This window comes from Bacillus sp. RC240 (assembly GCF_044907945.1).
GTDB classification, from domain to species: domain Bacteria; phylum Bacillota; class Bacilli; order Bacillales; family Bacillaceae_G; genus Bacillus_A; species Bacillus_A mycoides.
The window spans coordinates 349,234-373,748 of record NZ_JBIYCT010000003.1 but is presented as its reverse complement, the minus strand read 5'-3'; the positions used below and the strand labels follow the sequence as shown (position 1 = coordinate 373,748).

At 36.3% G+C, this 24,515-nt stretch carries 26 protein-coding genes; 14 read left to right on the top strand and 12 right to left on the bottom strand.

Features of this window, described 5'->3' with window-relative positions:
* Positions 1 to 40: 40 nt before the first annotated feature.
* Positions 41 to 715, bottom strand: coding sequence for a TerC family protein (locus ABH955_RS13580; protein WP_002011349.1), 675 nt, complete (start codon positions 713 to 715; stop codon positions 41 to 43).
* A gap of 436 nt (positions 716 to 1,151) precedes the next feature.
* Between ABH955_RS13580 and mecA the strand changes: the two genes are divergently transcribed.
* From mecA to pepF, 4 genes are all read left to right on the top strand, one after another.
* Entirely contained in the window at positions 1,152 to 1,835 is a 684-nt protein-coding gene (gene mecA, locus ABH955_RS13575; RefSeq protein WP_002149820.1) for an adaptor protein MecA, read from the top strand.
* Between the two features lie 71 nt (positions 1,836 to 1,906).
* Entirely contained in the window at positions 1,907 to 3,451 is a 1,545-nt protein-coding gene (locus ABH955_RS13570) for a cardiolipin synthase (protein ID WP_113937681.1), read from the top strand.
* Between the two features lie 90 nt (positions 3,452 to 3,541).
* Complete coding sequence (locus ABH955_RS13565) at positions 3,542 to 4,777, top strand: competence protein CoiA (protein WP_404491191.1); 1,236 nt, start codon at positions 3,542 to 3,544, stop codon at positions 4,775 to 4,777.
* Between the two features lie 50 nt (positions 4,778 to 4,827).
* On the top strand, positions 4,828 to 6,654 hold the full coding sequence (gene pepF, locus ABH955_RS13560) for an oligoendopeptidase F (protein ID WP_404491189.1): 1,827 nt from the start codon (positions 4,828 to 4,830) through the stop codon (positions 6,652 to 6,654).
* Positions 6,655 to 6,800: 146 nt separating this feature from the next.
* Here pepF and ABH955_RS13555 read toward each other — a convergent pair whose 3' ends face one another.
* The 4 genes from ABH955_RS13555 to ABH955_RS13540 form a co-directional block, all read right to left on the bottom strand.
* Complete coding sequence (locus ABH955_RS13555; protein WP_002086970.1) at positions 6,801 to 6,974, bottom strand: hypothetical protein; 174 nt, start codon at positions 6,972 to 6,974, stop codon at positions 6,801 to 6,803.
* Positions 6,975 to 7,203: 229 nt separating this feature from the next.
* The gene (locus ABH955_RS13550; protein WP_113937683.1) at positions 7,204 to 8,097 is read right to left on the bottom strand and encodes a ClpXP adapter SpxH family protein; all 894 of its coding nucleotides are present in this window, start codon (positions 8,095 to 8,097) and stop codon (positions 7,204 to 7,206) included.
* Positions 8,097 to 8,495: a globin domain-containing protein gene (locus ABH955_RS13545; RefSeq protein WP_219917488.1), complete on the bottom strand. Its 399-nt coding sequence runs from the start codon at positions 8,493 to 8,495 to the stop codon at positions 8,097 to 8,099. The genes ABH955_RS13550 and ABH955_RS13545 overlap by 1 nt, the downstream gene beginning before the upstream one ends.
* 185 nt (positions 8,496 to 8,680) lie before the next feature.
* On the bottom strand, positions 8,681 to 9,259 hold the full coding sequence (locus ABH955_RS13540) for a CYTH domain-containing protein (protein WP_404491187.1): 579 nt from the start codon (positions 9,257 to 9,259) through the stop codon (positions 8,681 to 8,683).
* 144 nt (positions 9,260 to 9,403) lie between these two features.
* On the opposite strand from ABH955_RS13540, the gene ABH955_RS13535 reads away from it, so the two are divergent.
* From ABH955_RS13535 to ABH955_RS13520, 4 genes are read left to right on the top strand one after another with little or no spacing between them, the layout of a single operon-like run.
* Positions 9,404 to 9,775, top strand: coding sequence for a UPF0738 family protein (locus tag ABH955_RS13535; protein ID WP_002011362.1), 372 nt, complete (start codon positions 9,404 to 9,406; stop codon positions 9,773 to 9,775).
* 30 nt (positions 9,776 to 9,805) lie between these two features.
* The gene (gene yjbM, locus ABH955_RS13530) at positions 9,806 to 10,444 is read left to right on the top strand and encodes a GTP diphosphokinase (protein WP_002125951.1); all 639 of its coding nucleotides are present in this window, start codon (positions 9,806 to 9,808) and stop codon (positions 10,442 to 10,444) included.
* Between the two features lie 18 nt (positions 10,445 to 10,462).
* Positions 10,463 to 11,260 (top strand): NAD kinase, encoded by a 798-nt coding sequence (locus tag ABH955_RS13525; RefSeq protein WP_002011365.1) that lies wholly within the window; start codon positions 10,463 to 10,465, stop codon positions 11,258 to 11,260.
* A gap of 15 nt (positions 11,261 to 11,275) precedes the next feature.
* Positions 11,276 to 12,169: an RluA family pseudouridine synthase gene (locus ABH955_RS13520; RefSeq protein ID WP_219301718.1), complete on the top strand. Its 894-nt coding sequence runs from the start codon at positions 11,276 to 11,278 to the stop codon at positions 12,167 to 12,169.
* A gap of 45 nt (positions 12,170 to 12,214) precedes the next feature.
* Here ABH955_RS13520 and ABH955_RS13515 read toward each other — a convergent pair whose 3' ends face one another.
* The 7 genes from ABH955_RS13515 to ABH955_RS13485 all read right to left on the bottom strand — a co-directional run bounded on the left by ABH955_RS13515 (position 12,215) and on the right by ABH955_RS13485 (position 19,725).
* Positions 12,215 to 13,609, bottom strand: a complete 1,395-nt coding sequence (locus ABH955_RS13515) for a peptidase G2 autoproteolytic cleavage domain-containing protein (RefSeq protein WP_404491185.1) — start codon at positions 13,607 to 13,609, stop codon at positions 12,215 to 12,217.
* A 223-nt stretch (positions 13,610 to 13,832) separates the two neighbouring features.
* The gene (gene prpE / locus ABH955_RS13510) at positions 13,833 to 14,573 is read right to left on the bottom strand and encodes a bis(5'-nucleosyl)-tetraphosphatase PrpE (protein ID WP_404455935.1); all 741 of its coding nucleotides are present in this window, start codon (positions 14,571 to 14,573) and stop codon (positions 13,833 to 13,835) included.
* A gap of 79 nt (positions 14,574 to 14,652) precedes the next feature.
* A complete protein-coding gene (locus tag ABH955_RS13505) occupies positions 14,653 to 15,813 on the bottom strand; it encodes an FtsW/RodA/SpoVE family cell cycle protein (RefSeq protein ID WP_404455938.1) in 1,161 nt (386 codons plus the stop codon).
* A 130-nt stretch (positions 15,814 to 15,943) separates the two neighbouring features.
* A complete protein-coding gene (locus ABH955_RS13500) occupies positions 15,944 to 16,870 on the bottom strand; it encodes a glycosyltransferase family 2 protein (protein WP_002134977.1) in 927 nt (308 codons plus the stop codon).
* 6 nt (positions 16,871 to 16,876) lie between these two features.
* Positions 16,877 to 17,635 (bottom strand): class I SAM-dependent methyltransferase, encoded by a 759-nt coding sequence (locus tag ABH955_RS13495; protein ID WP_002134979.1) that lies wholly within the window; start codon positions 17,633 to 17,635, stop codon positions 16,877 to 16,879.
* A 224-nt stretch (positions 17,636 to 17,859) separates the two neighbouring features.
* Entirely contained in the window at positions 17,860 to 18,705 is an 846-nt protein-coding gene (locus ABH955_RS13490; RefSeq protein ID WP_113937689.1) for a TylF/MycF family methyltransferase, read from the bottom strand.
* A gap of 123 nt (positions 18,706 to 18,828) precedes the next feature.
* Positions 18,829 to 19,725, bottom strand: a complete 897-nt coding sequence (locus ABH955_RS13485; RefSeq protein ID WP_404491183.1) for a BclA C-terminal domain-containing protein — start codon at positions 19,723 to 19,725, stop codon at positions 18,829 to 18,831.
* A 165-nt stretch (positions 19,726 to 19,890) separates the two neighbouring features.
* Between ABH955_RS13485 and ABH955_RS13480 the strand changes: the two genes are divergently transcribed.
* The 6 genes from ABH955_RS13480 (at position 19,891) to rfbC (ending at position 24,514) form a co-directional block, all read left to right on the top strand.
* Positions 19,891 to 20,988, top strand: coding sequence for a tetratricopeptide repeat-containing glycosyltransferase family 2 protein (locus ABH955_RS13480; RefSeq protein WP_269480910.1), 1,098 nt, complete (start codon positions 19,891 to 19,893; stop codon positions 20,986 to 20,988).
* A gap of 155 nt (positions 20,989 to 21,143) precedes the next feature.
* Positions 21,144 to 21,833: a class I SAM-dependent methyltransferase gene (locus tag ABH955_RS13475; protein WP_269480911.1), complete on the top strand. Its 690-nt coding sequence runs from the start codon at positions 21,144 to 21,146 to the stop codon at positions 21,831 to 21,833.
* Positions 21,830 to 22,516, top strand: a complete 687-nt coding sequence (locus ABH955_RS13470) for a glycosyltransferase family protein (RefSeq protein ID WP_088292256.1) — start codon at positions 21,830 to 21,832, stop codon at positions 22,514 to 22,516. The genes ABH955_RS13475 and ABH955_RS13470 overlap by 4 nt, the downstream gene beginning before the upstream one ends.
* Positions 22,517 to 22,527: 11 nt before the next feature.
* A complete protein-coding gene (locus tag ABH955_RS13465; RefSeq protein WP_002030417.1) occupies positions 22,528 to 23,208 on the top strand; it encodes a glycosyltransferase family protein in 681 nt (226 codons plus the stop codon).
* Positions 23,209 to 23,222: 14 nt separating this feature from the next.
* Complete coding sequence (locus tag ABH955_RS13460; RefSeq protein ID WP_002030415.1) at positions 23,223 to 23,960, top strand: sugar phosphate nucleotidyltransferase; 738 nt, start codon at positions 23,223 to 23,225, stop codon at positions 23,958 to 23,960.
* 8 nt (positions 23,961 to 23,968) lie between these two features.
* Positions 23,969 to 24,514 (top strand): dTDP-4-dehydrorhamnose 3,5-epimerase, encoded by a 546-nt coding sequence (gene rfbC / locus ABH955_RS13455; RefSeq protein WP_269480913.1) that lies wholly within the window; start codon positions 23,969 to 23,971, stop codon positions 24,512 to 24,514.
* Position 24,515 lies beyond the last annotated feature (1 nt).

Sequence of the window (24,515 nt, the reverse complement as noted above, 5' to 3'; positions counted from 1 at the left end):
ATGAAAACCTTCTACCTATTATAGAGTAGAAGGTTTTTTTTTACTGTTTAACATTACGTAATCGCACTTGTTGAACGATAAAGCCTATGCATAAAATGGTGAAAATGAACAAATAAGGGATACTTGTGGCAAAACTAGGATTATGATGAAAAAACGTTGCAAGTCTGTCTTCGTGTGTAATCATTTTTCCTGCTGTATAGGCGAGAACTGCTGCTCCGCAATAAATGAGAAATGGAAAGCGTTCCATGAGTATTAAAATAAGTTTGCTTCCCCAAATGATAATCGGGATAGAAATGAATAAACCGATAATTACGAGTGAAAGTCTTCCGTGAGCTGCTCCTGCAATGGCAATAACATTGTCAAACCCCATAACGAGATCCGCGAATACAATTGTACGCACAGCTTGGAATAAAGTCGTTTTTCCTTTGATAGAAGAAAGGTCGTTGTTATTATCAGTGAGTAAATTGACCGCAATTAATGTGAGTAAAATTCCGCCGGTGAGTTGTAAAAATGGGATATCAAGTAAATAGACAGCTAGTATCGTGAGGAGAATTCGTAGCACAATTGCTAACATAGTACCAATCAAAATGGCTTTATTTCGTTTTGCTTCAGGTAAATTTCGGCTAGCTAGTGCGATGACAATTGCGTTATCGCCACCTAGTACAACATCGATACCGACAATCATTAGTACAGATGTTAAAAACTCTAAGTCCATTCGTCTGCCTCCATTTATGATGTTTTAATAAGCGAAATATATGTATGTGGTGAAGAAAGTTTGTCTAGTTTTGATCCCGCGCGCCTGGGGAAAAAATAATCACCTCTAATAGAAGTTTCACTTTATTACAGTGTACGAGGGAATATGGGAATGTATGTCCAAATTTTTTGCGAGCAGTGAATTGGTATAATGGTATATTTATTCCGATTAGTGCGAGCTAATAATCAGTGGAGGATGAAAAAAATACTGATTATTGTTTCACTTTATGTAAAAAGTCGAATACAGATAGGTATATAACTATTTTTGTAAAATAAATCGATTTTATTTCCCTTCTGGAGAATCTTATCATAAAATGAGAGTACAAGAATCTATTGTTTTGTCATATGAGTGGGGAATCCCTTCATAACAATTCTAAGCAGGAAGGGAGCGTTGTATTTTGGATATTGAAAGAATTAATGACCATACGATGAAATTTTTTATTACGTACATTGATATAGAGGACAGAGGGTTTAATCGTGAAGAAATTTGGTATGATCGCGAACGAAGTGAAGAGCTCTTTTGGGAGATGATGGACGAAGCTCGTGATCATGATGATTTCTTTATCGATGGGCCGTTATGGATCCAAGTGCAAGCAGTCGATAAAGGGATTGAAGTACTTGTAACGAAAGCGGAGCTTTCAAAGGATGGACAAAAGCTGGAATTACCAATAGGTGTAGACAAAATTATAGACATTCCTCTAGATGAAGGCATCGAATCATTATTCCAGCAAGAATTAGTGGAAGAGGTAGAAGAACAAGTAGGAACAAACTTTAATGAAGATGGTACGTTTGGCTTTTTAATTAAGTTTAATGATTTTGAAGATGTTATTTCATTAAGTCATCGTCTTATCTTTGAAGATATAAAAGATGAATTACATTCATTTGAGGACCGCTATTATGTATATGTGGAATTCGATGAAGTGCTACATGATGAAGAAGAGATTGATCGTATTTTAAGTATTGTTTTAGAATATGGAGAAGAATCTACTTTAACGATTCACCGTGTAAGTGAGTATGGGAAACAGGTTGTGAAAGAGCGTGCGCTTGAGACAATTCGCAACAATTTCCCTCCTAAAACGTAGGCCGATTTCTATAGTATGAAATCGGCTTTTTTTATGAAGAATAGGAAGGCTTTCTTATTAGGGGGGAAGAGATGAAAAATACACTAAAACTACTTTTCTTTTTTCTACTACTGTTCGCATTATTTGTTTCATTACGCATGTTTATTGATGTAGCATTTTATTCGGATGTCATGGGGATAAAGGATGTTTCGATTTTAGGTATTATTAGTATTTTATTTACGGTTTCCGCATTTTTAATTGGATGTGTTATTTTCTTAGAAAATCGCCATCCGTCAAAAACACTTACGTGGTTAATCGTACTAGGTATTTTTCCAGTGTTCGGTTTCTTTGCTTATCTTTTATTTGGACAAAACTTTCGCAGAAAAAGAATGTTCCAAAAGAAGGCATTACTCGATGAACAGGCGTTTTTACAATATAAGGGACACGAAGATTACGAAGAACGGATTTTACGAAATCATAAGCATCAAGAATTGTTATTTCGTTTAGCAGATCGATTGGGTGCTTTAAATATTTCATTTCAAACTGAAACGAGGACATTAACAAATGGAGACGAAACGTTTCAGGCAATTTTAGATGGGTTAAATCGAGCGAAACACCACATTCATATGGAGTATTACATTGTACGTGATGACAAGCTCGGTACAGAAATTAAAGATATTTTAATAAAAAAATCAAAAGAAGGCGTTGTCGTTCGTTTTTTATACGACGCGGTTGGAAGCTTTAAATTATCAAATTCGTATATTGCAGAATTGAATGATGCAGGAGTAGAAATGATTCCATTTTTCCCTGTGCGCTTTCCAATTTTAAACGATAAAATTAATTATCGAAACCACCGAAAAATCGTTATTATAGATGGAAATGAGGGGTTTGTAGGTGGATTAAATATTGGTGATGAGTATTTAGGGAAGGATAAATATTTCGGTTTTTGGCGAGACACGCATTTATATTTACGCGGTGAAGCAGTTCAAAGTTTACAGCTAATTTTCCTTCAAGACTGGTTTTATATGACTGGTGAGGCGGTATTAGCACCTGAATATTTACAAGCGGAAGCAGTTGAGGGTGATCATTGGGGCGGAGTCCAACTTGTTGGAGGTGGACCGGATAATAAATGGGAAACAATTAAACATTTATATTTTGCAATGATTGCTTCAGCTAGGAAATCGATTTGGATTGCAACACCATACTTTATTCCAGATGATGATATTTTATCTGCATTAAAAGTAGCTGCACTTGCTGGTATCGATGTTCGTTTGTTAATGCCAAGTAAGCCAGATAAGCGGACTGTCTTTTATGCATCAAGATCGTACTTTCCGGAGTTATTAGATGCAGGAGTAAAAATATATGAATATGAAAAAGGGTTTCTTCATAGTAAAGTTGTCATCGTGGATTCTGATCTCGCATCAATTGGGACAGCTAATATGGATATGAGAAGTTTTCATTTAAACTTTGAAGTAAATGCCTTTTTATATGATACAGGTAGCATTAGAAAGCTCGTTCAAGATTTTAAAGACGATTTAGAAGAATCCAGTGAAATTCATGTTGACCGATTTCATAAGAGACGTCTTCATAGGCGGATTGTTGAATCGACGTACCGGTTATTATCACCTTTATTATAGAAAGAGATGTCCTAATTTAGGACATCTCTTTTTTTGAGAGGAATTTGTAGTAAATTGTAGAATACAAGAAGTTGAAAGGGTGTGATGGTGATGTTTATTGCAAGGAGAGAAAACGGAGAGAAAATTCATCTATTATATAACCGGGATGAAGAACGTTTACGCGAAATGCGTAAACGAGAAAAATTCTTTTGTACAGCTTGCGGAAAAGAAGTGCAAATGAAATTAGGAAAACAAAAGAGCTGGCATTTTGCTCATAAGAAAGTGGATTCATGTCTTACCTTTTATGAAGCAGAATCTATGTATCATATGCACGGTAAAGAATTGTTATATAGATGGTTGAAACGTCAAAATTTTCATGTGGATATAGAGCAATACCTTCCAAAAATCCAGCAAAGACCAGATGTTTTCGTAGAGAGAGCAGGTAGGGAAATTGCGATTGAATATCAATGCGCCAATCTCTCCATAGAACAGCTTTCTAAACGAACATACTCGTATTGGCAAGCTGGTATACAGGTCATCTGGATCATTGGTGGAAATCAATTAAAAAAGCAATCTGCATATTGGATGAAATTTTCCTCACTTCTGGCTTTCTCCTTACAATCTTATCCTCAGCCATTTCTTATTTTCTTCTGTCCGAAACAAAAATCATTTATGAAATGCGCCTTTATCACTCCGTTTTCTACAAACGTCTCTTTCTCACATACTATTTATTTACCAACTGATACGACTACTGTTGACATGCTCTTTTCCCCCGTTCCTTTCCAAAAAGAGGTATTAGGACAAGAATGGAAGAGAAAAAAGAACCATTTTCGGCAAAACGCTCTATCTATCTGGAATTATAATCATAAGTCACTACTCCGCCTCTTATATCAATATAAATGTACCCCAGCGAGTTTTCCTTCTGAAATCGGTGTTCCGCTCCCATCCGCGTTTGCTTTTCAAACAAATCCATTTATATGGCAAGCTTCTCTTTATATGAAGTGTATAGGTATGCTTAAGGTAGGGGAGTATATTTCTCTGCAATACGCATGTAACTATGTAGCAAAATATACGAAGAGGCGTCTACTTCCGTATTTTGCACAACATATATGGAAGGTAGCAGTTGCGGAGTATATGACATTTTTATGTTATGCAGGTGTATTAATAAAAATAGGTATTAATAAGTATCGAAAAATAAGAGATGTTGTGTTGGTAAAAACAGAGGGAGAAATTATGAAATATGATGAAATTGGCTTAGCGCACGCACTATCTCTATTTGAGACAAAGTTCAACATGAGAGAAGAAAAAGGGGATATAATAAAGAATGAACGTGAAGGAATTACATAAGAAAAACAGAATTGTACTTAAGTAGAGATATTTAAAGGAGGGCTTACAGAATGTCTGAACAAAATAAAGCAAAAACATTACCAGATCGCAATGAGATTGAAGAAGCAAGCACATGGCGATTAGAAGATATTTTCCAAACAGATGCAGAATGGGAAAAAGAATTCCAAGCTATTAAAGAGCTATTGCCAAAGTTAACTGAATTTAAAGGGAAGCTTGGCGACTCTGCAGACAATTTGCTTGAGGCATTGCAATATGAAGATGAAATTTCAATGCGATTAGGTAAGCTATATACATATGCACATATGCGTTACGATCAAGATACAACAAACTCTGTGTATCAAGCACTGAATGATCGCGCAACAAATTTATACTCACAAGTATCTAGTAGTACAGCGTATATCGTACCTGAAATTTTAGCTATTTCAGAAGATACATTGCAAACTTTCTTACAAGAAAATCGAGAACTAAGTGTATATGAGCATGCATTAGAAGAAATTACCCGTCAACGTCCGCACGTATTATCTGAGGCAGAAGAAGCGTTATTAGCAGAAGCATCTGAAGTGATGAGTGCATCAAGTAATACATTCGGTATGTTGAATAATGCGGATTTGAAATTCCCATCTATTAAAGGTGAGGATGGAGAAGAGGTAGAAATAACGCATGGTCGTTACATTCAGTTTTTAGAAAGTGATGATCGTCGTGTACGGGAAGATGCATTCAAAGCTGTATTTGAAACGTACGGAAAATATAAGAACACATTTGCAAGTACGTTAAGCGGGGCTGTGAAACGTAATAATTTCAATGCGCGCGTTCGTAAATACGATTCTGCACGTCAAGCTGCATTAAGTAATAATAATATTCCTGAGGCGGTGTATGATCAACTTATTGAATCGGTAAATGATAATTTACACTTACTACATCGATACATTGATATTCGTAAGCGTGCACTAGGACTTGATGAGCTTCATATGTACGATTTATATACACCACTTGTACAAGAAGTGAAAATGAATGTGAAGTATGAAGAAGCGCAAGACCTGTTATTAAAATCTTTAAACGTACTTGGTGATGAATATGTTGAAATTTTAAAAGAAGCATATGAAAATCGCTGGGTAGATGTGTACGAGAATAAAGGCAAACGAAGCGGAGCGTATTCATCTGGTGCATACGGAACAAATCCGTATATTTTAATGAACTGGCATGATAATGTAAATAATTTATATACACTTGCTCATGAGTTTGGTCATTCGGTGCATAGTTATTACACAAGAAAGACACAGCCACACGTATACGGTGATTATTCAATCTTCGTTGCAGAGGTAGCATCAACTTGTAATGAAGCGCTTCTAAATGATTATTTATTAAAAACGACAGAAGATAAAAAAGAGCGTCTATATTTATTAAATCATTATTTAGAAGGATTCCGTGGTACTGTATTCCGTCAAACAATGTTTGCAGAGTTCGAGCATATCATTCATAAGAAAGTACAAGAAGGACATGCTGTTACGCCAGATATGTTAACGGAGATCTACTACGATTTAAATAAGAAATATTTCGGGGACGCTTTAGTAATCGATAAAGAAATCGGTTTAGAATGGTCTCGTATTCCGCACTTCTATTACAACTATTACGTATATCAATACGCAACAGGATTTAGTGCAGCGACAGCTTTGTCAAAACAAATTTTAGAAGAGGGACAACCAGCAGTAGAACGTTACATTAACGAATTCTTAAAAGCTGGAAGCTCTGATTACCCAATTGAAGTGTTGAAAAAAGCAGGAGTAGATATGGCATCACCAGAACCTGTAAAAGAAGCATTACAAGTATTTGAAGAGAAGTTAAATGAATTAGAAGCGCTATTGTTTGAAGAGAAGTAATGAGAAAAGACGAGGGATTTTATCCTCGTCTTTTTTGTTTGAAACATTTTCTCAAAAGTACATAATGTCGATATTTGTCGAATTATTAAGGTGATTTTCTTTACTTTTTCTATATTAGAAGGAATTTTCATGACTTATTTTTATAGTTAAAATCCTTTAAATCGTTTTCTATAGTTGAAATAAGAGACAGCGATGACGATAACTCCGAATAAAAGAGGGAAGGCAATAATTTTAGGAAAAGCTTGTAGTAGAGAAAGGATGTACAAGAAAAAAGAAACAATGAAAGCTAGAAAAATTAGAGCGATATGAGACTTTTTCATTAATAAAACCTCCTAAATGTTCTTTTTATAGCTTATTCAAAAATGAAAACGTTTAGAATGTGACAAAAATGTGAAATTCGACAAAAGGGGTTGTCATCTGACGTCGAATCTTGTAATATAATAAGCGTGAACGAATTCACATACAAACATATACCCCTTTGTTTGAACGTGAAAATTTCTCCCATCCCCTTTAATATTTTTATAAGCCGTAAAGAAAAAGACCTGGTGTTTACACCGGGTCTTTTTCTTTTGCTATCCATTTCCAATAACGCTCGCACTTCACTTCAATCATTTGTACTTTTCGTTTTAGTTGTAATTTCTTTAGTTCACGCTCTATTTCTTGTTGAGGGCAGTCATATATAAATGAGATTTCCTTTGAAGAAATAAATTGTGTTGCTTCTAGTAATACTTCTAAAGGAGGTAATGGTTCTGGCTCAATCTCGCACTTTATAAGTTCTTTTAATAACTGTACGTATACATCATAGGAATAAATTCCCGCGATTTTAATACCTTCCTCATCTGAATTTGCATGAAAAAATAGGAGGGAAGGTATTTCTGTAATATGCATCTCATTTGTGAATTTTAGGTCGCATTGGAAAGCTTTTTTTGCGCTAACTGAGTGTAGGTCTTTTTTAAATTCCTCTACATCAATGCCACTATCTTTAGCGCATGTAAGCAATAATTCACAGTCAGGGTTTGATACATTTTCAAGAAGAATGTATTCTTGGAGTTTTCGCAAAAATTTCGAACCTGCTTTTCGGCCTTGCAATTCCGCCGCCTTAATTGCCATCGAAACTAAATATGGTGTTGACGATGCCTCTTGCATATGTACTTTTCCATCACATGAAAAACCTTGTAAACTTGTTGTTTTTTCCCACACAAATCGAATATTAGCAGGTTTATTCCATTTGTGTGAGGAAGCGTTTGCTCCGTCCACTTTTCCTGTTACGATATGACGAATAGAGAAGTATTTCCCATACTCAAGCCATAGTTTAATAATAAATGGCTCGATATCCCAGCAATCTTTACAAAGTGGATCAATAAATAAATATGCTTCTACAGATTTATGCTCGCATGTGGAAGGAGAAGGCATATTTATATGCTTTGCTTCCTGCTTATCCATTACGCTTCACCTGTTTCATTTGGAGTATTGACCATATGTTGAGCAGTTAATGCTAAACGTTCAAAAACAAACTCTCTTATATGACCGTGCACTCCTGTATCATCCATTGCTTGCTCCATACATGACAGCCAAGCTTCTGCGCGTTTTGGAGTAATCTCAAACGGAAGATGGCGTGCTCTTAGCATAGGATGCCCATGTTCTTCAGTGTATAAATTAGGACCACCTAAATATTGCGTTAAAAATTGTTTCTGCTTCCTAGCAGTTTCTGTTAAATCATCCGGGAAGATCGGAGATAAGTCAGGGTGTTCACTGACATAGGAATAAAATGTATCCACTAATGTTGCAATGCATTGTTCACCGCCAATTGCTTCAAATGGTGTCATCGGTTGCTTGCTCATCCTTTATAAACTCCTTTTTCCATGAAATGTATATCTATTGTAGCAATGGAATGTTATGAAGAGCAACTAAACAGCCTTCATAACATTCTTTGCTTATTCTATATGTTGCTAATAAATCTTTTGCTTTTCAAAAAGGTGAAATGTAGCCGTAAGTACAGCTCTTCTTCACTGATGGAAATTTTACTTTAGCGCTCTTCGTTTTGTTTGGCAAGGAAAAAGCGTTTTACTTTGTTGTTTGTATGACGAACTGGTACGTTATGTTGCTTTAATAACCTTATAAATGCTGCTTTACCGATCTTTTCATCTTGCACTTCGTATTCAATTTCATAATCATCGTGATTGTAATAGAAACTATGATCAAAGACAAGCGTTCCGCCTTCAAATAATATTTCAGCTCTTTCTGTTGTTAAACTACCCATATAAGTTAAAGAGGAAACGGGAATTTGTAATTTGTGTAGCTGATCCATTACAGTTCCTTGAATGATTGTGTTTGTTTCCATCATAAGTTGTGCTTCTTTTTCTGTTACAGACTGATGAGTTTCTAATAAACCAATTTCAGCAGGTTGTTTTAATGTTAATGTATAAGTTCCATCTTTATGACGAATACGAAGTGCAGAGCCCGTATCTTTTAAAGAGAAGTGAGGCGTTTCAAAGTAGTGATTTACTTGTTTTGTAAATGCTTCAATAGAAAAAGATTTGCATAATGTTTGGAATTCTTCCTCTGTAACCATATTTTTAAATTCAATTTCAATTTCTTGTGTCATTGTATGCGCTCCTTTTGAAAAATAATTCTTTCCACATTATCGCTTTTTCGCAAATTTGGTTCAATGTTTTATTTGTTTGCGTCCATGTTATGATACAATAATACTGTTAAGTAAGACAGGAAGTTGAGATGGAGGAGTTCGAGTATGCAAAATAAAATTCAAGTTAAGAGCGTAGAAACGAGAGAGAATGCGCTTATTTTTTGTGCGGAAAATACTGAAATAGAGGTAAAGGAGTTAAGTGCGCGTAATCACGTACTTGTAGACTCAGACAATTTATCATTTTTATATATCTTAGAAAATGAATCATCTTTCATTTATGTAAGTATTCCGCATACATGCTGGGAAGCAATGCATGAAGCGATGAATAAAGATACAGCGATGTTTATTCGCGTGAATGATGTTGAAATAGAATTAGAAGGATTAAAAGAAGAAGTAGAATATTTAGTTGAAAATATTGAAGGTAATGCAAATTACGGAGAAGAACTAGTAACTGCTGTAGAAAAAGTGTTTCTATAAGCAAATGGATTGATTTTGGTGGTGGTTGAAATGAATCGTAATTGGGAAGAATTTTTAGCACCGTATCACCAAGCGGTGGCGGAGCTGAAAGTGAAACTAAAAGGAATGCGTACTCAATTTGCAATGTTAACGGAGCATTCTCCAATTGAGTTTGTAACAGGAAGGGTAAAGTCGGTTGCAAGTATTATTGATAAAGCGGAGAAGAGAAATGTACCGCTAGACCGAATTAGAGAAGATATGCAGGACATCGCGGGCCTTCGAATGATGTGTCAATTCGTAGATGAGATTAAGCCTGTTGTAGAATATCTTCGAAAACGAAATGATTTTGACATTGTAGAAGAACGTGATTATGTAACGCAAAAGAAAGATAGCGGCTATCGCTCTTACCACGTTGTCATTAGTTATCCTGTTCAAACGATACAGGGGGAGAAAAAAGTGTTAGTTGAAATTCAAATTCGCACGTTAGCAATGAATTTTTGGGCAACGATTGAGCATTCTTTAAATTACAAATATAGTGGACGTTTTCCTGAAGATATTAAAATACGCTTACAACGTGCAGCGGAAGCGGCGTTTTTATTAGATGAAGAAATGTCTTCCATTCGTCTTGAAATTCAAGAAGCGCAAAAGGTCTTTTCACGAAAGCAGGAAACGAAAGATTCTGAATCATAAACTAAAGGGTGTTGGGCGATGAAATTTACAATTATGTCAAAGGGAGATCAATCATCAGATACACTAGCAAGTACGATGAAAGAATACTTGTTAGATTTTGGGTTTACAATGGATGAAAAGGAACCTGATATTGTAATTTCTGTTGGGGGAGATGGAACGCTTTTATATGCATTCCATCGTTACTATAATCGATTAGATGAAACCGCATTTGTTGGTGTACATACAGGGCATTTAGGTTTCTATGCAGATTGGTTACCCACGGAAGTAGAGAAGTTGGTGATTGCAATCGCTAAAACACCGTTCCAAGTGGTTGAATATCCACTTTTAGAAGTGATTATTCGCTATGTGAATGGTAGTAAAGAGTCGCAGTATTTGGCGATGAATGAAGCGACTGTAAAAAGTGCAGAAGGTACATTAGTAACAGAAGTGGAAATACGCGGAGAGTATTTCGAAACGTTTCGCGGAGATGGTCTTTGTATTTCTACTCCTTCAGGAAGTACCGCTTATAATAAGGCGCTTGGCGGAGCAATTATTCACCCTTCTATTGAAGCGATTCAAATTGCAGAAATGGCATCTATCAACAATCGTGTATTTCGTACGGTAGGTTCACCGCTCGTACTGCCGAAGCATCATACATGCGTTTTAAAGCCGGCTGCAGGAATGAACATGCAAATTACCGTGGATCATTTGACGATGGTTCATCAAGATGTGAAATCAATTCAGTATCGCGTTGCAAACGAGAAAGTACGATTTGTTCGTTTCCGTCCGTTCCCATTCTGGAAACGTGTTCGTGACTCGTTTGTTGCAGATAAATAGAGAGGGTTTATATATTTGAACAGATTTACATTGAAATGGGATATAGGGCTTGCTGAAGAGGGAACTTTAGTTAGAGAATTTTTGAAAACAAAAGGGATTTCGAAAGCTGCTTTAACGGATATAAAGTTCCGCGGGGGAGCAATTGAAGTAAACGGTCAACACACAAGTGTTCGTCACAAGTTACAAGCTGGTGAAGAGTTACAAATCTTTTTTCCAGTGGAGGAAAGAAGTGAAGGGATGGAAGTGGAAGAGATCCCTTTGTGTATCGTATATGAAGATGATGCGGTTCTTGTTATAAATAAAGAAGCAAATATGTCGACGATTCCGTCTAGGGAGCACCCGTCAGGAAGTATTGCAAACGCTCTTTTATATCATTATGATAAACAAAATCTTGCAAGTACGGTGCACATTGTGACGAGGTTAGACCGTGATACTTCAGGGCTTATGTTAATTGCGAAAAATAGATTCGTTCACCACCTTTTATCGAAGCAGCATCAACAAAAAGGGGTGAAACGAACGTATGAGGCAATCGTTCATGGGACTATTTTAGAAGAAGTAGGAACGATTGACGCGCCAATCGGACGAAAATCGGATAGTATTATCGAGCGAACTGTCTGTGAAGATGGTCAAAGAGCTGTTACTCATTTTAGAGTGATGGAGAGTTCTTCCGATAAGACGCATGTAGCGCTTGAGCTCGAGACGGGAAGAACACATCAAATTCGTGTACATATGGCATATATAGGACATCCGCTACTTGGGGATGATCTATACGGTGGCCGAAGAGATGTGATAAAACGTCAAGCGCTGCATAGTACATCTTTGACGTTTTATCATCCTATTTTAGAAAAGGGAATGACTTTTACCGTAAGTATCCCAGAGGATATGCAATACGCTTTACATAACAATTAAAAGGGAACAAAATTCTTATCATAAAAAGAATTTTGTTCCCTTTTTTTAGCGAAATAATATTAAAATTTGATTTTCACCAGTACGTTTTATAACGAAAAAGCCACTTTCAGCTTTTGTGGCAATGCCGTCATCATTTGGACGACAATATCCGTGTGTTTCGCAAGTGCCGTCATCACGTACTAACATTTGTCCAATTAATCCGACAGGAAGCCACTCAGTACGGTCTCTTCTTGATATATACTTACAAGCTGGATCCCATTCTGTATTTAAAAGGGGTTGTATTTCTTGTTTATTAGTACGTGTATATTGACGTTTTCCGAAGCTGTCTGTTTCATAGCGTTTTTGCCAACTTAAAGCACCGCTATTTCCTATGAGAGCAGGAGTAGCGCTGGATATGCCTAATATGAATGTATCATTTGAAGTAGCTTTTCGAATTTTTTCTTCGCTACTAAATGTAATGAAATAGCCGATATCAATAGGGCTATGATCTGCTGCCTCAAACATTTGTGCAAAATCAGTACCACCTGCATTGTAAGAAGCACCATCGATATACATTTCTCCGTTATGGGCAAGCCATTTGGCACCTATATTATAATCAGTGTCATTTGTCCCATTTGCGATAAACCAGGAATAAGCTTCTTCTGCTGTACCAAATTTCCCCATAATATGGCTGCCTGCAAAATTAGCTGTTGATGTATGATTTCCTTCCGCATGAGATGAGAATCCGTTAGCGATAGTTGCGGTTCCTTCTGCATGTGCTGCTTCTCCCAAAGCAATTGCATGTTTTCCTTCTGCATGAGAATAAGAGCCGCCTGCTGTCGTTTCACTTCCTTCGCTATGCGAACTATGTCCAGTTGCCTTTGTTTTTGTCCCTTCTGCATGAGAAAAGGGACCCGTTGCATGTGTAAGAAGCCCTTCTGCATGTGAAGCGATTCCATCAGCTTTAGAGTGAAGTCCTTCTTTATATGCGTGACGAGCTCCTTTGTTATTTTCTTTTTTTATAGGTGTAGGTACAGGAGCCTGAATAGGGGTGGATCCTTCTATTTGTACATCGTTGCCCGAGATTAATGCTTCTTTTATTTTTTTTACTTGATTTATAATAGTAGCTGGAATTTCTGGTTGTACTTTTTCCTTTATTGCTGCAGGAATGTTTTCTTCTATATTTTCTTGTATCTTTTCCGAATTAAGCACAGGTTCATCATTATTAGAAGCGAGCTTCTTTTTTTGTTTTGCTTTTATTTTCCTGCTATCTATAATTCGCCTCATAACAGCATTTTCTAAAGAGATATATTTTTCTCTCGGTTTGCTTTTTTTTGATGACTCTTGTTCTTCTATTTCTTCTATAGCTGCAGCTCGAATACTGCACCAGTTGTTAATTCCATACATGGGATAGTATAAAGGGTGGAATTTTCTTTTTTGTTTAGAAGATTTTTTCTTCATTCCGTCACCTCCTGCGACAGTATATGCCGTGCAATTAAAAAAAGATGCACTTTATTGCATCTTTTTTTAATTGCTTTATCTAGTTTTAGTGTGGAATATGTCTAGAAAACACCATGATCCTCTGCAAATCGTGAATTGTATTAAGTAGAGGTATTTATCCCGATTGGTGCGGGCTCATAATCAGTGGGGGATGAACAAAACCCCCACTGATTAAAGTTTCACTTTATGAAATTGGGCGGAACTTTTCAGGGACAAAAGGTAGGGAAGAAGGGACAGAAACGGTCTCCAACTCAGGGTAACGTAGTCCAGTTAGTTTACCACCAAATACAGCACCAGTATCAATATTGACTGTATGATTCACAAAGCGAGGTTCATTGACAGGTGTATGTCCATAAACAATCCATGTTTCACCCTTATACTCTTTCGCCCAATCTCGGCGGACAGGTGAGCCGTCAGGGTGTTTTTCGCCTGTAATATCACCATATAGTACAAAGGTTTGTACTTTTTTATCTTGTCTTCCTATGTAATCTTGCCGAATACCAGCGTGACAGACGGTTAATTTTTTTTCATCCAGTATGTGATATAGCGGTGATTGTTCGTAAAGAGTAATGAATTTTTCTTTTATTATTTGTTGCTTATTAGAAGACAATGCTTCATATTCTGCAACAGTTGTTTCGAGCCCATGAGCGATTGTAACATTACGTCCAAGGAAGAAACGATACAGTTTATTACAGTGATTCCCTGGAGCATAGTAAGCATCTTTTCTATTTATTACGAGCTCCCATACAATTTCAATCATCCGTAATGAATGAGGACCTCGGTCTGTAATATCACCAACGAATGCAAGCCTTCGTTTTGCGTTATGAATTGGGATACCACTATCCCAGCTATACCCTAGTTTCGTTGTTAAATCTTGAAACTCTTGGAAGCATCCGTGAATATCACCTATAATGTCATATTTCATATTTAAACCTCCAGCCCATTTTTTCATTAGTATATCTAAAATGGACATAGAAAAAAAACATACCGTTTTTCGATATGGTTCATTTAAACATAAAGATTTTAGTTCTTGAGCGTACGTTTAAAATAAATCCAATAGCAACCATATATGTGAGCAGTGAACTCCCGCCGTAGCTCATAAGCGGTAACGTTATTCCTGTAATAGGGAGTAAACCAATTGTCATCCCAATATTTTGGAATACTTGGAACGTAAACATTCCAATTGTACCAGCGCAAATATAACTACCGAAAGGTTCATTGCTTTCTAAAGCAATATGGATCATTCGGTAAATGAGTAAGAAAAAAAATGAAATAATAACACTTGCTCCTAAAAAACCGAATTGTTCAGCGATATTTGTAAAAATAAAATCTGTATGTGGCTCTGGAAAATATACTTGTCTATTTTCCCATCCTTTTCCTTGCATCTCTCCGGATCCAGTAGCTAAAAATGCTTGTCTTAATTGGTATCCTTGTGCGTCATATTCATAAGGTGCAAGCCAACCATAGAAGCGATTTAATTGATATTCTTTTAGAATGTGCTCTTTAAAGAACTCTGGATGCGTGAAATAAATATATGTTAAGGTAGAGCCTATGGCGAAAATACCGGAGGTTAATCCGAGGATAAAGCGCCAACGTATACCAGAAACTAAAACCATTGTTGCAAGCATCGCTGAAATGACCATTGTGTTTCCTAAATCAGGTTCTTTTGCGATTAGAAGTAGTGGAGGTAAACTAGCTGCAAATATTTTTAAAAGTAAAATGAAATCTTCACGAGTTGTCCGAAAAAGGTATTTTTCATTATGATTCGCTATAATTCGTCCAACGACGATAATCAAAAATAATTTCATAATTTCAGAAGGCTGAAAGTTTCCGATGCCTGGAAGTCTGTACCACGCGGTAGCCCCTTTAATTGTAACGGCGCCAGGAACTTGAAGTTCTAGGCCAATTAGAAGTATGAGTGCAAAGCTATATAAATACCAAGCAATTTGTTTATAGCGATCGAAATCAATAACCATAATAACACCAATGGCGATAAATCCAATGGCATACCATTGGATTTGTTTTAATACAAAATTTACGTTTTGTAAAAATGGTGGTAAAGAAGCTTGTGCACTTGCGATAGCAAAGCAGCTAACAATCCCAATGGCAAATAAAATGAATATTAATATGTAGTCTATTTGATATTGAGTGTTCGGATCTTTCACTGTATGAATTCCTTTCTACTGCTCTCTATATTAGTGGGTTTTAGTTGGTGCATCACATAGTTTAAAAAGAATGTATGAACTATACGCATTATTCACGTAAAGCTCACACATTTTATTTTCGCAGAATAGACTAATGATGTAGCTCTTTTATAATTATGTCCAAACAATGGGAAAGACGTACATGTGTATCTGGAATGAGGTTTGGTAGCTGGCTATAATATTCTAAGGAATTTTTACACCATTTATAAGCGCTAATTAGACCTAGTCTATAATCTGTATTATCTTGTAAAAATCCGTATTCTTTTGAAGTTATAACGAGGTGCGTAAAATCCTCAGATCCTTCAAGGAGCTTGCTGTGTATTTGTTGCCCAGTATGGTAGCGAAATTGGCTTAAAGGTTCGGATATGTATACTGCGTTTCCTTTAGAAAGTAAGGAAATCCATGATGCCATATCGACACTACAAGAATAGTGCCTTCCTTTTAGCGTGCCGAAAGGTTCAGTGAGTAACTGTTTTCTAAACAGAATAGTTGTAGGCTCACCGATAATGTTATGTCCACCTTTTAACATCCAGTCGCCTAAAAATATTCCGTTTAATTGAATGTCTTCGCTATATAATCTTTGTGTTGGATGAGCATCTCCAATTAAATTTCCGTGATCATCAATACGTACTCGATAAGAAGTTATAAGAGCGAGATTTTTATTTGTGTCTTGCTCAAAATAAGCCATCATTTTTTGTATTTTATGATTATAAAACACATCATCGTCCATTAAAAAATTTATATACTCCCCATTAGATTTCTCTAAGAGCATAAGATCGTTATGAAATTGTCCTAAAGTAGTGGTATTTCGAATGTATGTTATGTTTTTATAATTAGGTAAATACTGTTCATTTATTAAGATTTCTGTTTCATCATTTGTACTATCGTCTCCTATAATAATTTCAATGTTTGGATAAGTTTGTGCTAATGCACTTTCTAGAGCGATTTTGAAATAATGTGGTCGATTATAAGTGGGAATAAGGATGGAAACGAGAGGTGGCTTTTTTTCATTATTCATACGAAACTACCTTTCAGAAGCTTTTTTTGTAAGAACGATATCTTGATAACTTGTATACTCATTTCTGCCGCACCATAAACCATAATGCGGTTTATTAATTACCTCTAAGCCATATTTATTTAATAAGATGCGGATATCTTCTTCAGGATAGGCAACTGCAAAATTAGGAATATCTTTATTCACAACATAACAATTTTCAATTTGATGATAAAAACCTAATGTACTTAGCCCTGAATTTAAGTAATAGGATGATTCAGGGTTAATGAGAAAGAAGGTAATAAAACATCTCCCATCTTTTTTTAGAACACGTACAATCTCAGATACGTAATGTTCTAATTCTTTCGGAAGGAGATGGGTAAATACAGAAGTTAAAAAAACAAAATCGAATGAATCGTCTTCATATGGAAATTTGTATTGAGAAGCATCTTCTTTTCCTTCTGGGTTGTAGAATTGATTATATATATCAACGTGTTCAAAATGAAAATTGCTACGGGCAGCTGAAATATTATTTTTGCACCATGTAATGCCATCTTTAAATAAATCAAATCCATAATAAGCTCCATCATCACCTAAGTAATTCATTAATGGAACCGCCATTCGACCGACACCACAACCTACATCTAACACTGTTTCATTGGATTTTAAACTACCAATTTGAATAAAATGCTTTATGAATTCTTTTCCAACCTTTTGAAAGTCGCCACCTACATATTGGACGAGTTCGGGAGGTGGGATTAATGCGATTTTTTTTTCAAGCTCGCTCATAATTTCACTCCTTCCTTGTAGTAAATAGGGAACCAACATTTTTAATCTGCAGCTAACATTTTATAGTGGGAGGGGAAACGATATTAGAACTGTTGTGATATGTAAAAAGCTCCCTAGAACAACTGGAAATAGTAATGGGAGCTTTTGTTTTTATTTATCATGCTATTGGCGAAGGCTAATAATTAGTGTGAGATGGAGAAACCCTAACTGAATAAAGTTTCGCCCTATTCTTTTCGCCAATAAACCCCGAATACATCAATTTTAGTAATAGGAGCTTTTAAGTTTCTTTGATTTCTAAAGTCTGTCACAGCCTCAGCACATGGTGGTAGCCCATAGTCATCGATAATTATATAGCCGCCCTTAGAAACTTTATCGTATAAGTTTACGAGACCATCCATCGTTGATTCATACATATCACCGTCAAGGCGAGCAATCGCAATTTTTTCTATCGGTGCTGACGGTAAAGTATCTTTAAACCAACCTTTTAAAAACTTTACCTGGTCATTTAATAAATCGTATTTTCTAAAGTTTTCTTGTACTTGTTCTAAAGAAACACGTAAATAATCAAAGCTGTGTAAGTAATCGCCGAAATCTCTCGGGTATTGTTCTATATTTGGTGTTGGGAGGCCCTCAAATGAATCGGCAACCCATACATTGCGATCAGTAATGTTGTTTGCTTGTAAAAAACCATTCATAAAAATGCACGATCCCCCGCGCCACACACCTGTTTCAATAAAATCACCTTCTATATTTTCACGGACAACTGTTTCTAATGCTTCATGTAATTGATTCATGCGTTCCCGGCCGATCATACTGTGTGCTGCTCTTGGCCAATCCATTCCGTCTTGACGTTCGCTTTTTAAAACATTAGGTTTAATAATTTTTAAATTATGATTTTCTGCATATTGTTTAATAAATAAAGGGAGTGGAACTGTAACGGGTTCGTATGGAAGTTCCTTAGATATATGTAACGAAGCAGGTAAATATGGCTCATACTCTAGCCATATTTCAAACAGAATTGTTTTCTTTAACAACTCGAGATAAAGCCGGACAGCAGATTTATTTTCCATATAGATGCCTCCTGCGAAATGTCATACAACAATATGATTATGTAGGTAGTGAAGGTTTCATGATTGAATTCATAATTGAAAAAGCAGTAAAACTGATATCAGTTTTACTGCTAAGTAAAAAAATTAAGCGATTTTTTCAATAATAATGGATGCACTTGTACCAAGAGCTAGAGATAATCCAAGTCCTGTAACAACAGCTTCAACCATTGATGGCGTTATTGTAATTTGTGTAATTGCCTGGATAACGAGAGGCGCTCCAAGTGAGATTAAACTTGTTCCAGCGCCAGGTATATTAACGCCGTTCACTTGAATTGCAAGGCTACCTAATACACTTACTAATGCAGTATATGCGATAACAGTAATTTTGTAGAATCCAGTTTCACTTATGATGAAAGTATCGGCATCTAATTGAGAAATTGCTGTACCAAACTGAGATCCAACAGTATTAAATGGTACTGGCTCATTAACTCCAAGAGCTACGCTAATTGTAGCAGAGTTAAATGCATACAATCCTGCTGGAAGTCCTAATCCAGATGGCCCAGTAGGCCCAGTCGGTCCAGTCGCACCAGTAGGCCCAGTAGGTCCAGTTGCACCAGTGTCTCCAGTAGGCCCAGTAGGTCCAGTTGCGCCAGTGTCTCCAGTAGGCCCAGTCGGTCCAGTTGCGCCAGTGTCTCCAGTAGGCCCAGTCGGTCCAGTTGCGCCAGTGTCTCCAGTAGGCCCAGTAGGCCCAGTCGGTCCAGTTGCGCCAGTGTCTCCAGTAGGCCCAGTCGGTCCAGTTGCGCCAGTGTCTCCAGTAGGCCCAGTAGGTCCAGTAGGTCCAGTAGGTCCAGTAGGCCCAGTAGGTACGGTAGGTCCAGTCGGTCCAGTAGGCCCAGTAGGCCCAGTAGGCCCAGTTGGCCCGGTTGGAAGTGTAAACGGTGGTATTGGTGGTAAAGTTGGACCTACAAGATTAGGATCAAATGCACTAGCTGATAAGAATTCATCAGGATTTAAGCCATCTGAATAATTATTATTTGACATAAATTCACCTCCATAAAGCTTTCATTATATAGTAGATGCAAAATCGTAAGAAAATGACACGGACATTTGAATTATTAAAAAGAAATCTTAAATAGCTTGAACAAGTTAAAAAAATGGAAAGTTTATTGTATGTATAACATATGATTGAGTTGGAAGAGGGTGATTATGTTGAACAAGCAAGGAATTACAATTAGTCTATGTATGATTGTTCGCGATGAGGAAAATACAATAGATCGATGTTTGGACGCGGTAGAAAAAATTGTTGATGAAATTATTGTAGTTGATACAGGATCCACTGATCGAACGAAGGAAATTGTAGCAAAATATACTTCTAACATACACGATTTTCCGTGGGTTGATGATTTTGCGGCAGCTAGAAATTTTGCGTTTTCAAAAGCAACGCAAGAATATATATTATGGTTAGATGCTGATGATGTGTTATTAGAGGAAGCTCAAGAATCACTGAAAACATTAAAACGAGAGTTAAATGGTAAAGTTGACGCTGTTTCTATGCCTTATTATCTTGTAATGGATTCTAATGGGAAACCTTTATATTGCACAAGAAGATATCGACTTGTAAAGCGTGAAAAACAATTTCAATGGTTTGGAAAGGTGCATGAGTATTTAGCTGTTTCTGGTGAGATTTACAATAGTAATGTCGCCATTACACATAAGAAAGAAAAAGAAATAACGAATCGTAATTTGAAAATTTTTCAAAATGCTGTAGCAGCTGGAGAAGAATTAAGCCCGAGAGATTTATTTTATTACGGTAATGAATCTATGGATAATCAAAAATACGACGATGCGGTTCTTCTGTATGAAACATTTCTTAATCAAGAGGAAGGATGGCATGAAGAGAAAATTTATGCATGTGGTAAGTTAGGAGATTGTTATGCGAAGTTAGGAGACTGGGAGAAGGCAGTTGAAACTTGTACGAAGTCGTTTCGTTATGGTATTCCTAGAGGAGAGAATTGTACAAGAATAGGATATATATATATGGAACAACAAAAGTATAATGAAGCGATATTTTGGTTTAAGCTAGCAACTGAAGTGCCGCTAGCAGAGGATAGTCCTTTTCACAGTCCGGCTAGTTATACGTGGATTCCATATTTACAAATGTGTATTTGTTATAGCAGATTAGGAGATCAAGATAAAGCTTATTATTATAATGAATTGGCAGCTTCTTATGTTCCGAATAATGCTGCGATTGAATATAACCGTAAATATTTTAGAGGCGTCTATGATAAACAATATAAAATGTAATTTGTTCTATTTTTAGGAAATGACTTGTCGCTATTCTAATGATAGTAGAATGGCTATATATTAGAGTATCGGTAATGCAACCAATAGAGATGGCATCCTTTGTAGAATATCTTTTGTTTCTATTTCAAATTCAATTTGCATAAGGAGTGTGTGAAATGAATCGGGAGAAAAGTTCTTTATACGAAGAAAAATCTGAACATTATTATAATGCGATAAATCCTAATTTATTCAAGCATATAAAAATGGAATGGCAAGAAGTTCTTGATATTGGTTGCTCGAGCGGTGCATTAGGGGCGGCTATAAAAGAAAATGGAGCACGTGTATCAGGAATTGAGGCGTTCCCAGAGGCTGCCGAAAAAGCGAAAGAAAAATTAGATCATGTTATTTTAGGTGATATAGAAACAATGGATCTTCCTTATGAGAAGGAACAATTTGATTGTGTCATATTCGGGGATGTATTAGAGCATTTATTTGATCCGTGGGCTGTCATAAAGAAAGTAAAGCCATATATAAAAGAAAATGGTGTGATTTTAGCTAGCATACCAAACGTTGCGCACATTTCAGTATTAGCTCCCTTACTCGCTGGAAATTGGACGTATACAGAATATGGCTTATTAGATAAAACGCATATTCGTTTCTTTACTTTTAATGAAATGCTAAGAATGTTTTTAAAAGCAGGATATTCTATTAGTAAAGTAGATCGTGTATATGTTGATCATAAAATATATGAGCCACTTATTGAAGAGTTATATGGAATTTGTAAAAAGTATCGTCTTGGAAGTGGCTTCATGGCTGAGACAGTTGTATTTCAATATATTATTGAAGCAGAAAAATCACAATTATGAGTGCTGCAGAAAAAACAATACTATTTGTTACATGTATAAATGATCGGAAATTGTATGCACAATGTGCGCGACATATATTGAAATTGGCAGTACCTCCTGGGTATACTATACAATTTATGCCGATTCGAAATGCAAAAAGTATGACGAGCGGATACAATCAAGCCATTTCACATCCAGCGAAGTATAAAGTGTATTTACACCAAGATGTCTTTATTATAAATGGAGCCTTTCTATACGGATTAATTCAATTATTTGAGGATCATGAACATCTTGGGATGATTGGGATGGTTGGATCCCAATATGTTCCTCCAAATGGTGTATGGAACGAAGGGCGTGGGATTGTCGGGAAAGTCATTGGTTATATGAACGATTTGTTTTATATGGCAAGTTTAGAGCAACCATTTCATGAATCGAAAACGTTTATTCCTGTGGAATGTATTGACGGTTTATTGATGGCGACACAATATGATATTCCGTGGCGAGAGGACTTATTTGATGGGTTTGATTTTTATGATGTATCCCAATCTTTTGAATTTAAAAAAGCTGGGTATACAGTCGGTGTCCCTGTGCAGCGTGATGCTTGGTGTATTCATTATCATTTTGATGTAAATATGACGAACTATGAAAAGTATAGAAAAGTATTTGTAGAGAACTATATGTCAGATGTGAATAAGGAAGAATAGAGGGCTACAAAATGAAAGATCATACAATATTAGTCGTTGTTTGTGTAAATAATGAAGAGCTTTTCGAGCAATGCGAAAGGCAAATAAGAAACATTGTTGTTCCCCCTGGCTATGTAGTGCAAATTTTTCCGATACGAGATGCGAAAAGTATGGCAAGTGCGTACAATCGAGCACTTTCATATCCGGCGAAATATAAAGTATATATACATCAAGATACTTACCTTATTAATCGTGATATGTTTTGTACCCTCATTTCGCTTTTTAAAGAAAATGAAAAGCTTGGTTTAATTGGAGTAGCTGGTGCTCAGTTTTTACCGAGTAACGGGATATGGTGGGAAGGAAAAAATTTAGTAGGGAAAGTGATTGAGTACAGAAGACAGAATTATCAATTATTAAATTTGGATCAGGGGTTTTATGGAAATCAATCTTTTATGTCAGTGCAAGCAATCGATGGTTTACTCATGGCAACGCAGTATGATATTCCGTGGCGAGAGGATTTGTTTCAAGGATTCCATTTCTATGATGTGTCACAGTCTTTAGAATTTCAAAAGGCTGGATATTTAATTGGTATCCCTAATCAAGCAAATCTATGGTGTATTCATTACAACGGAGATGAGTTTGATGCGGATACATATGAGAAATACCGGGGAATTTTTGTGGAACATTATAAAGAGGTGCTATCTCCATCATAAGGGAGAGATGAAGGATGAAAGGGATTATTTTAGCAGGCGGGACAGGATCGAGATTATATCCAATAACGAAAGTAACGAATAAACATTTACTTCCCGTTGGGCGGTATCCGATGATTTATCATGCGGTATATAAGCTGAAGCGATGTGAAATTACAGATATTATGATTATTACCGGTAAAGAGCATATGGGAGATGTTGTGAGCTTTCTAGGAAGTGGTCAAGAGTTTGGTGTATCCTTTACGTATCGTGTGCAAGATAAGGCGGGTGGGATTGCGCAGGCACTAGGACTTTGTGAAGATTTCGTAGGAAATGATCGGATGGTAGTTATATTAGGAGATAATATCTTTTCAGATGATATTTGCCCGTATGTTGAAGAGTTTACAAGTCAAAAAGAAGGGGCTAAAGTGCTGCTTCAATCTGTAGAAGATCCCGAGCGATTTGGTGTAGCGCATATTCAAGGCCGAAAAATAATTGGAATTGAAGAAAAGCCGAATGAGCCGAAAAGTTCTTATGCTGTTACGGGAATTTATTTGTATGATTCGAAAGTCTTTTCTTATATAAAAGAATTAAAACCTTCCGCAAGAGGGGAACTTGAAATTACAGATATAAATAATTGGTATTTAAAACGAGGAGTACTTACTTATAATGAAATGAGTGGCTGGTGGACTGATGCGGGAACGCATGCTTCTCTTCAAAGAGCGAATACGTTAGCGCGGGATATAAACTTTGGGAAACAGTTTAATGGAGAATAGGTGAAAATATGAAAGTTGTAGAAACAAATTTTACCGATGCGAAATTGTTAGAACCGAGATTGTTTGAAGACGAGCGAGGTTTTTTTACTGAAAGTTATAATAAGAAGATGCTAGAATCGTTAGGGATTACGCATTCATTTGTGCAAGATAACGTATCTTATTCAGCGCATTCGGGGACGATTCGAGGGCTACACTTTCAAAAAAATCCGAAAGCACAAACGAAACTCATTCAAGTTATGCAAGGTGCAATATATGATGTTATCGTTGATTTGCGAAAAGATTCACCTACATTTAAAAAGTGGAGAGGTTATATTTTAAGTGCGGATAATCATAGGCAATTATTAGTGCCGAAAGGATTTGCTCATGGTTTTTGTACACTTGTACCTCATACAATTGTTATGTATAAAGTAGATGAGTATTATAGTGCTGATCACGATTCCGGTTTGCTTTGGGAAGATAAAGAATTATCAATTCCATGGCCGGTAACAAATCCTATCTTGTCCGATAAGGATCGAATATTACCATTACTTCAGGAATATGAAGATAGTTTTTAAG

Bases quoted from the DNA above. Each gene is read 5' to 3' on its own strand.
- ABH955_RS13515 (WP_404491185.1), bottom strand. From the start codon at position 13,609: ATGAAGAAAAAATCTTCTAAACAAAAAAGAAAATTCCACCCTTTATAC.
- ABH955_RS13460 (WP_002030415.1), top strand. From the start codon at position 23,223: ATGAAAGGGATTATTTTAGCAGGCGGGACAGGATCGAGATTATATCCA.
- ABH955_RS13570 (WP_113937681.1), top strand. From the start codon at position 1,907: ATGAAAAATACACTAAAACTACTTTTCTTTTTTCTACTACTGTTCGCA.
- rfbC (WP_269480913.1), top strand. From the start codon at position 23,969: ATGAAAGTTGTAGAAACAAATTTTACCGATGCGAAATTGTTAGAACCG.
- ABH955_RS13490 (WP_113937689.1), bottom strand. From the start codon at position 18,705: ATGGAAAATAAATCTGCTGTCCGGCTTTATCTCGAGTTGTTAAAGAAA.
- ABH955_RS13535 (WP_002011362.1), top strand. From the start codon at position 9,404: ATGCAAAATAAAATTCAAGTTAAGAGCGTAGAAACGAGAGAGAATGCG.
- ABH955_RS13580 (WP_002011349.1), bottom strand. From the start codon at position 715: ATGGACTTAGAGTTTTTAACATCTGTACTAATGATTGTCGGTATCGAT.
- yjbM (WP_002125951.1), top strand. From the start codon at position 9,806: ATGAATCGTAATTGGGAAGAATTTTTAGCACCGTATCACCAAGCGGTG.
- ABH955_RS13555 (WP_002086970.1), bottom strand. From the start codon at position 6,974: ATGAAAAAGTCTCATATCGCTCTAATTTTTCTAGCTTTCATTGTTTCT.
- ABH955_RS13495 (WP_002134979.1), bottom strand. From the start codon at position 17,635: ATGAGCGAGCTTGAAAAAAAAATCGCATTAATCCCACCTCCCGAACTC.
- ABH955_RS13550 (WP_113937683.1), bottom strand. From the start codon at position 8,097: ATGGATAAGCAGGAAGCAAAGCATATAAATATGCCTTCTCCTTCCACA.
- ABH955_RS13525 (WP_002011365.1), top strand. From the start codon at position 10,463: ATGAAATTTACAATTATGTCAAAGGGAGATCAATCATCAGATACACTA.
- ABH955_RS13545 (WP_219917488.1), bottom strand. From the start codon at position 8,495: ATGAGCAAGCAACCGATGACACCATTTGAAGCAATTGGCGGTGAACAA.
- ABH955_RS13565 (WP_404491191.1), top strand. From the start codon at position 3,542: ATGTTTATTGCAAGGAGAGAAAACGGAGAGAAAATTCATCTATTATAT.
- ABH955_RS13500 (WP_002134977.1), bottom strand. From the start codon at position 16,870: ATGAATAATGAAAAAAAGCCACCTCTCGTTTCCATCCTTATTCCCACT.
- ABH955_RS13540 (WP_404491187.1), bottom strand. From the start codon at position 9,259: ATGACACAAGAAATTGAAATTGAATTTAAAAATATGGTTACAGAGGAA.
- pepF (WP_404491189.1), top strand. From the start codon at position 4,828: ATGTCTGAACAAAATAAAGCAAAAACATTACCAGATCGCAATGAGATT.
- ABH955_RS13465 (WP_002030417.1), top strand. From the start codon at position 22,528: ATGAAAGATCATACAATATTAGTCGTTGTTTGTGTAAATAATGAAGAG.
- prpE (WP_404455935.1), bottom strand. From the start codon at position 14,573: ATGAAATATGACATTATAGGTGATATTCACGGATGCTTCCAAGAGTTT.
- ABH955_RS13480 (WP_269480910.1), top strand. From the start codon at position 19,891: ATGTTGAACAAGCAAGGAATTACAATTAGTCTATGTATGATTGTTCGC.
- ABH955_RS13475 (WP_269480911.1), top strand. From the start codon at position 21,144: ATGAATCGGGAGAAAAGTTCTTTATACGAAGAAAAATCTGAACATTAT.
- ABH955_RS13485 (WP_404491183.1), bottom strand. From the start codon at position 19,725: ATGTCAAATAATAATTATTCAGATGGCTTAAATCCTGATGAATTCTTA.
- ABH955_RS13470 (WP_088292256.1), top strand. From the start codon at position 21,830: ATGAGTGCTGCAGAAAAAACAATACTATTTGTTACATGTATAAATGAT.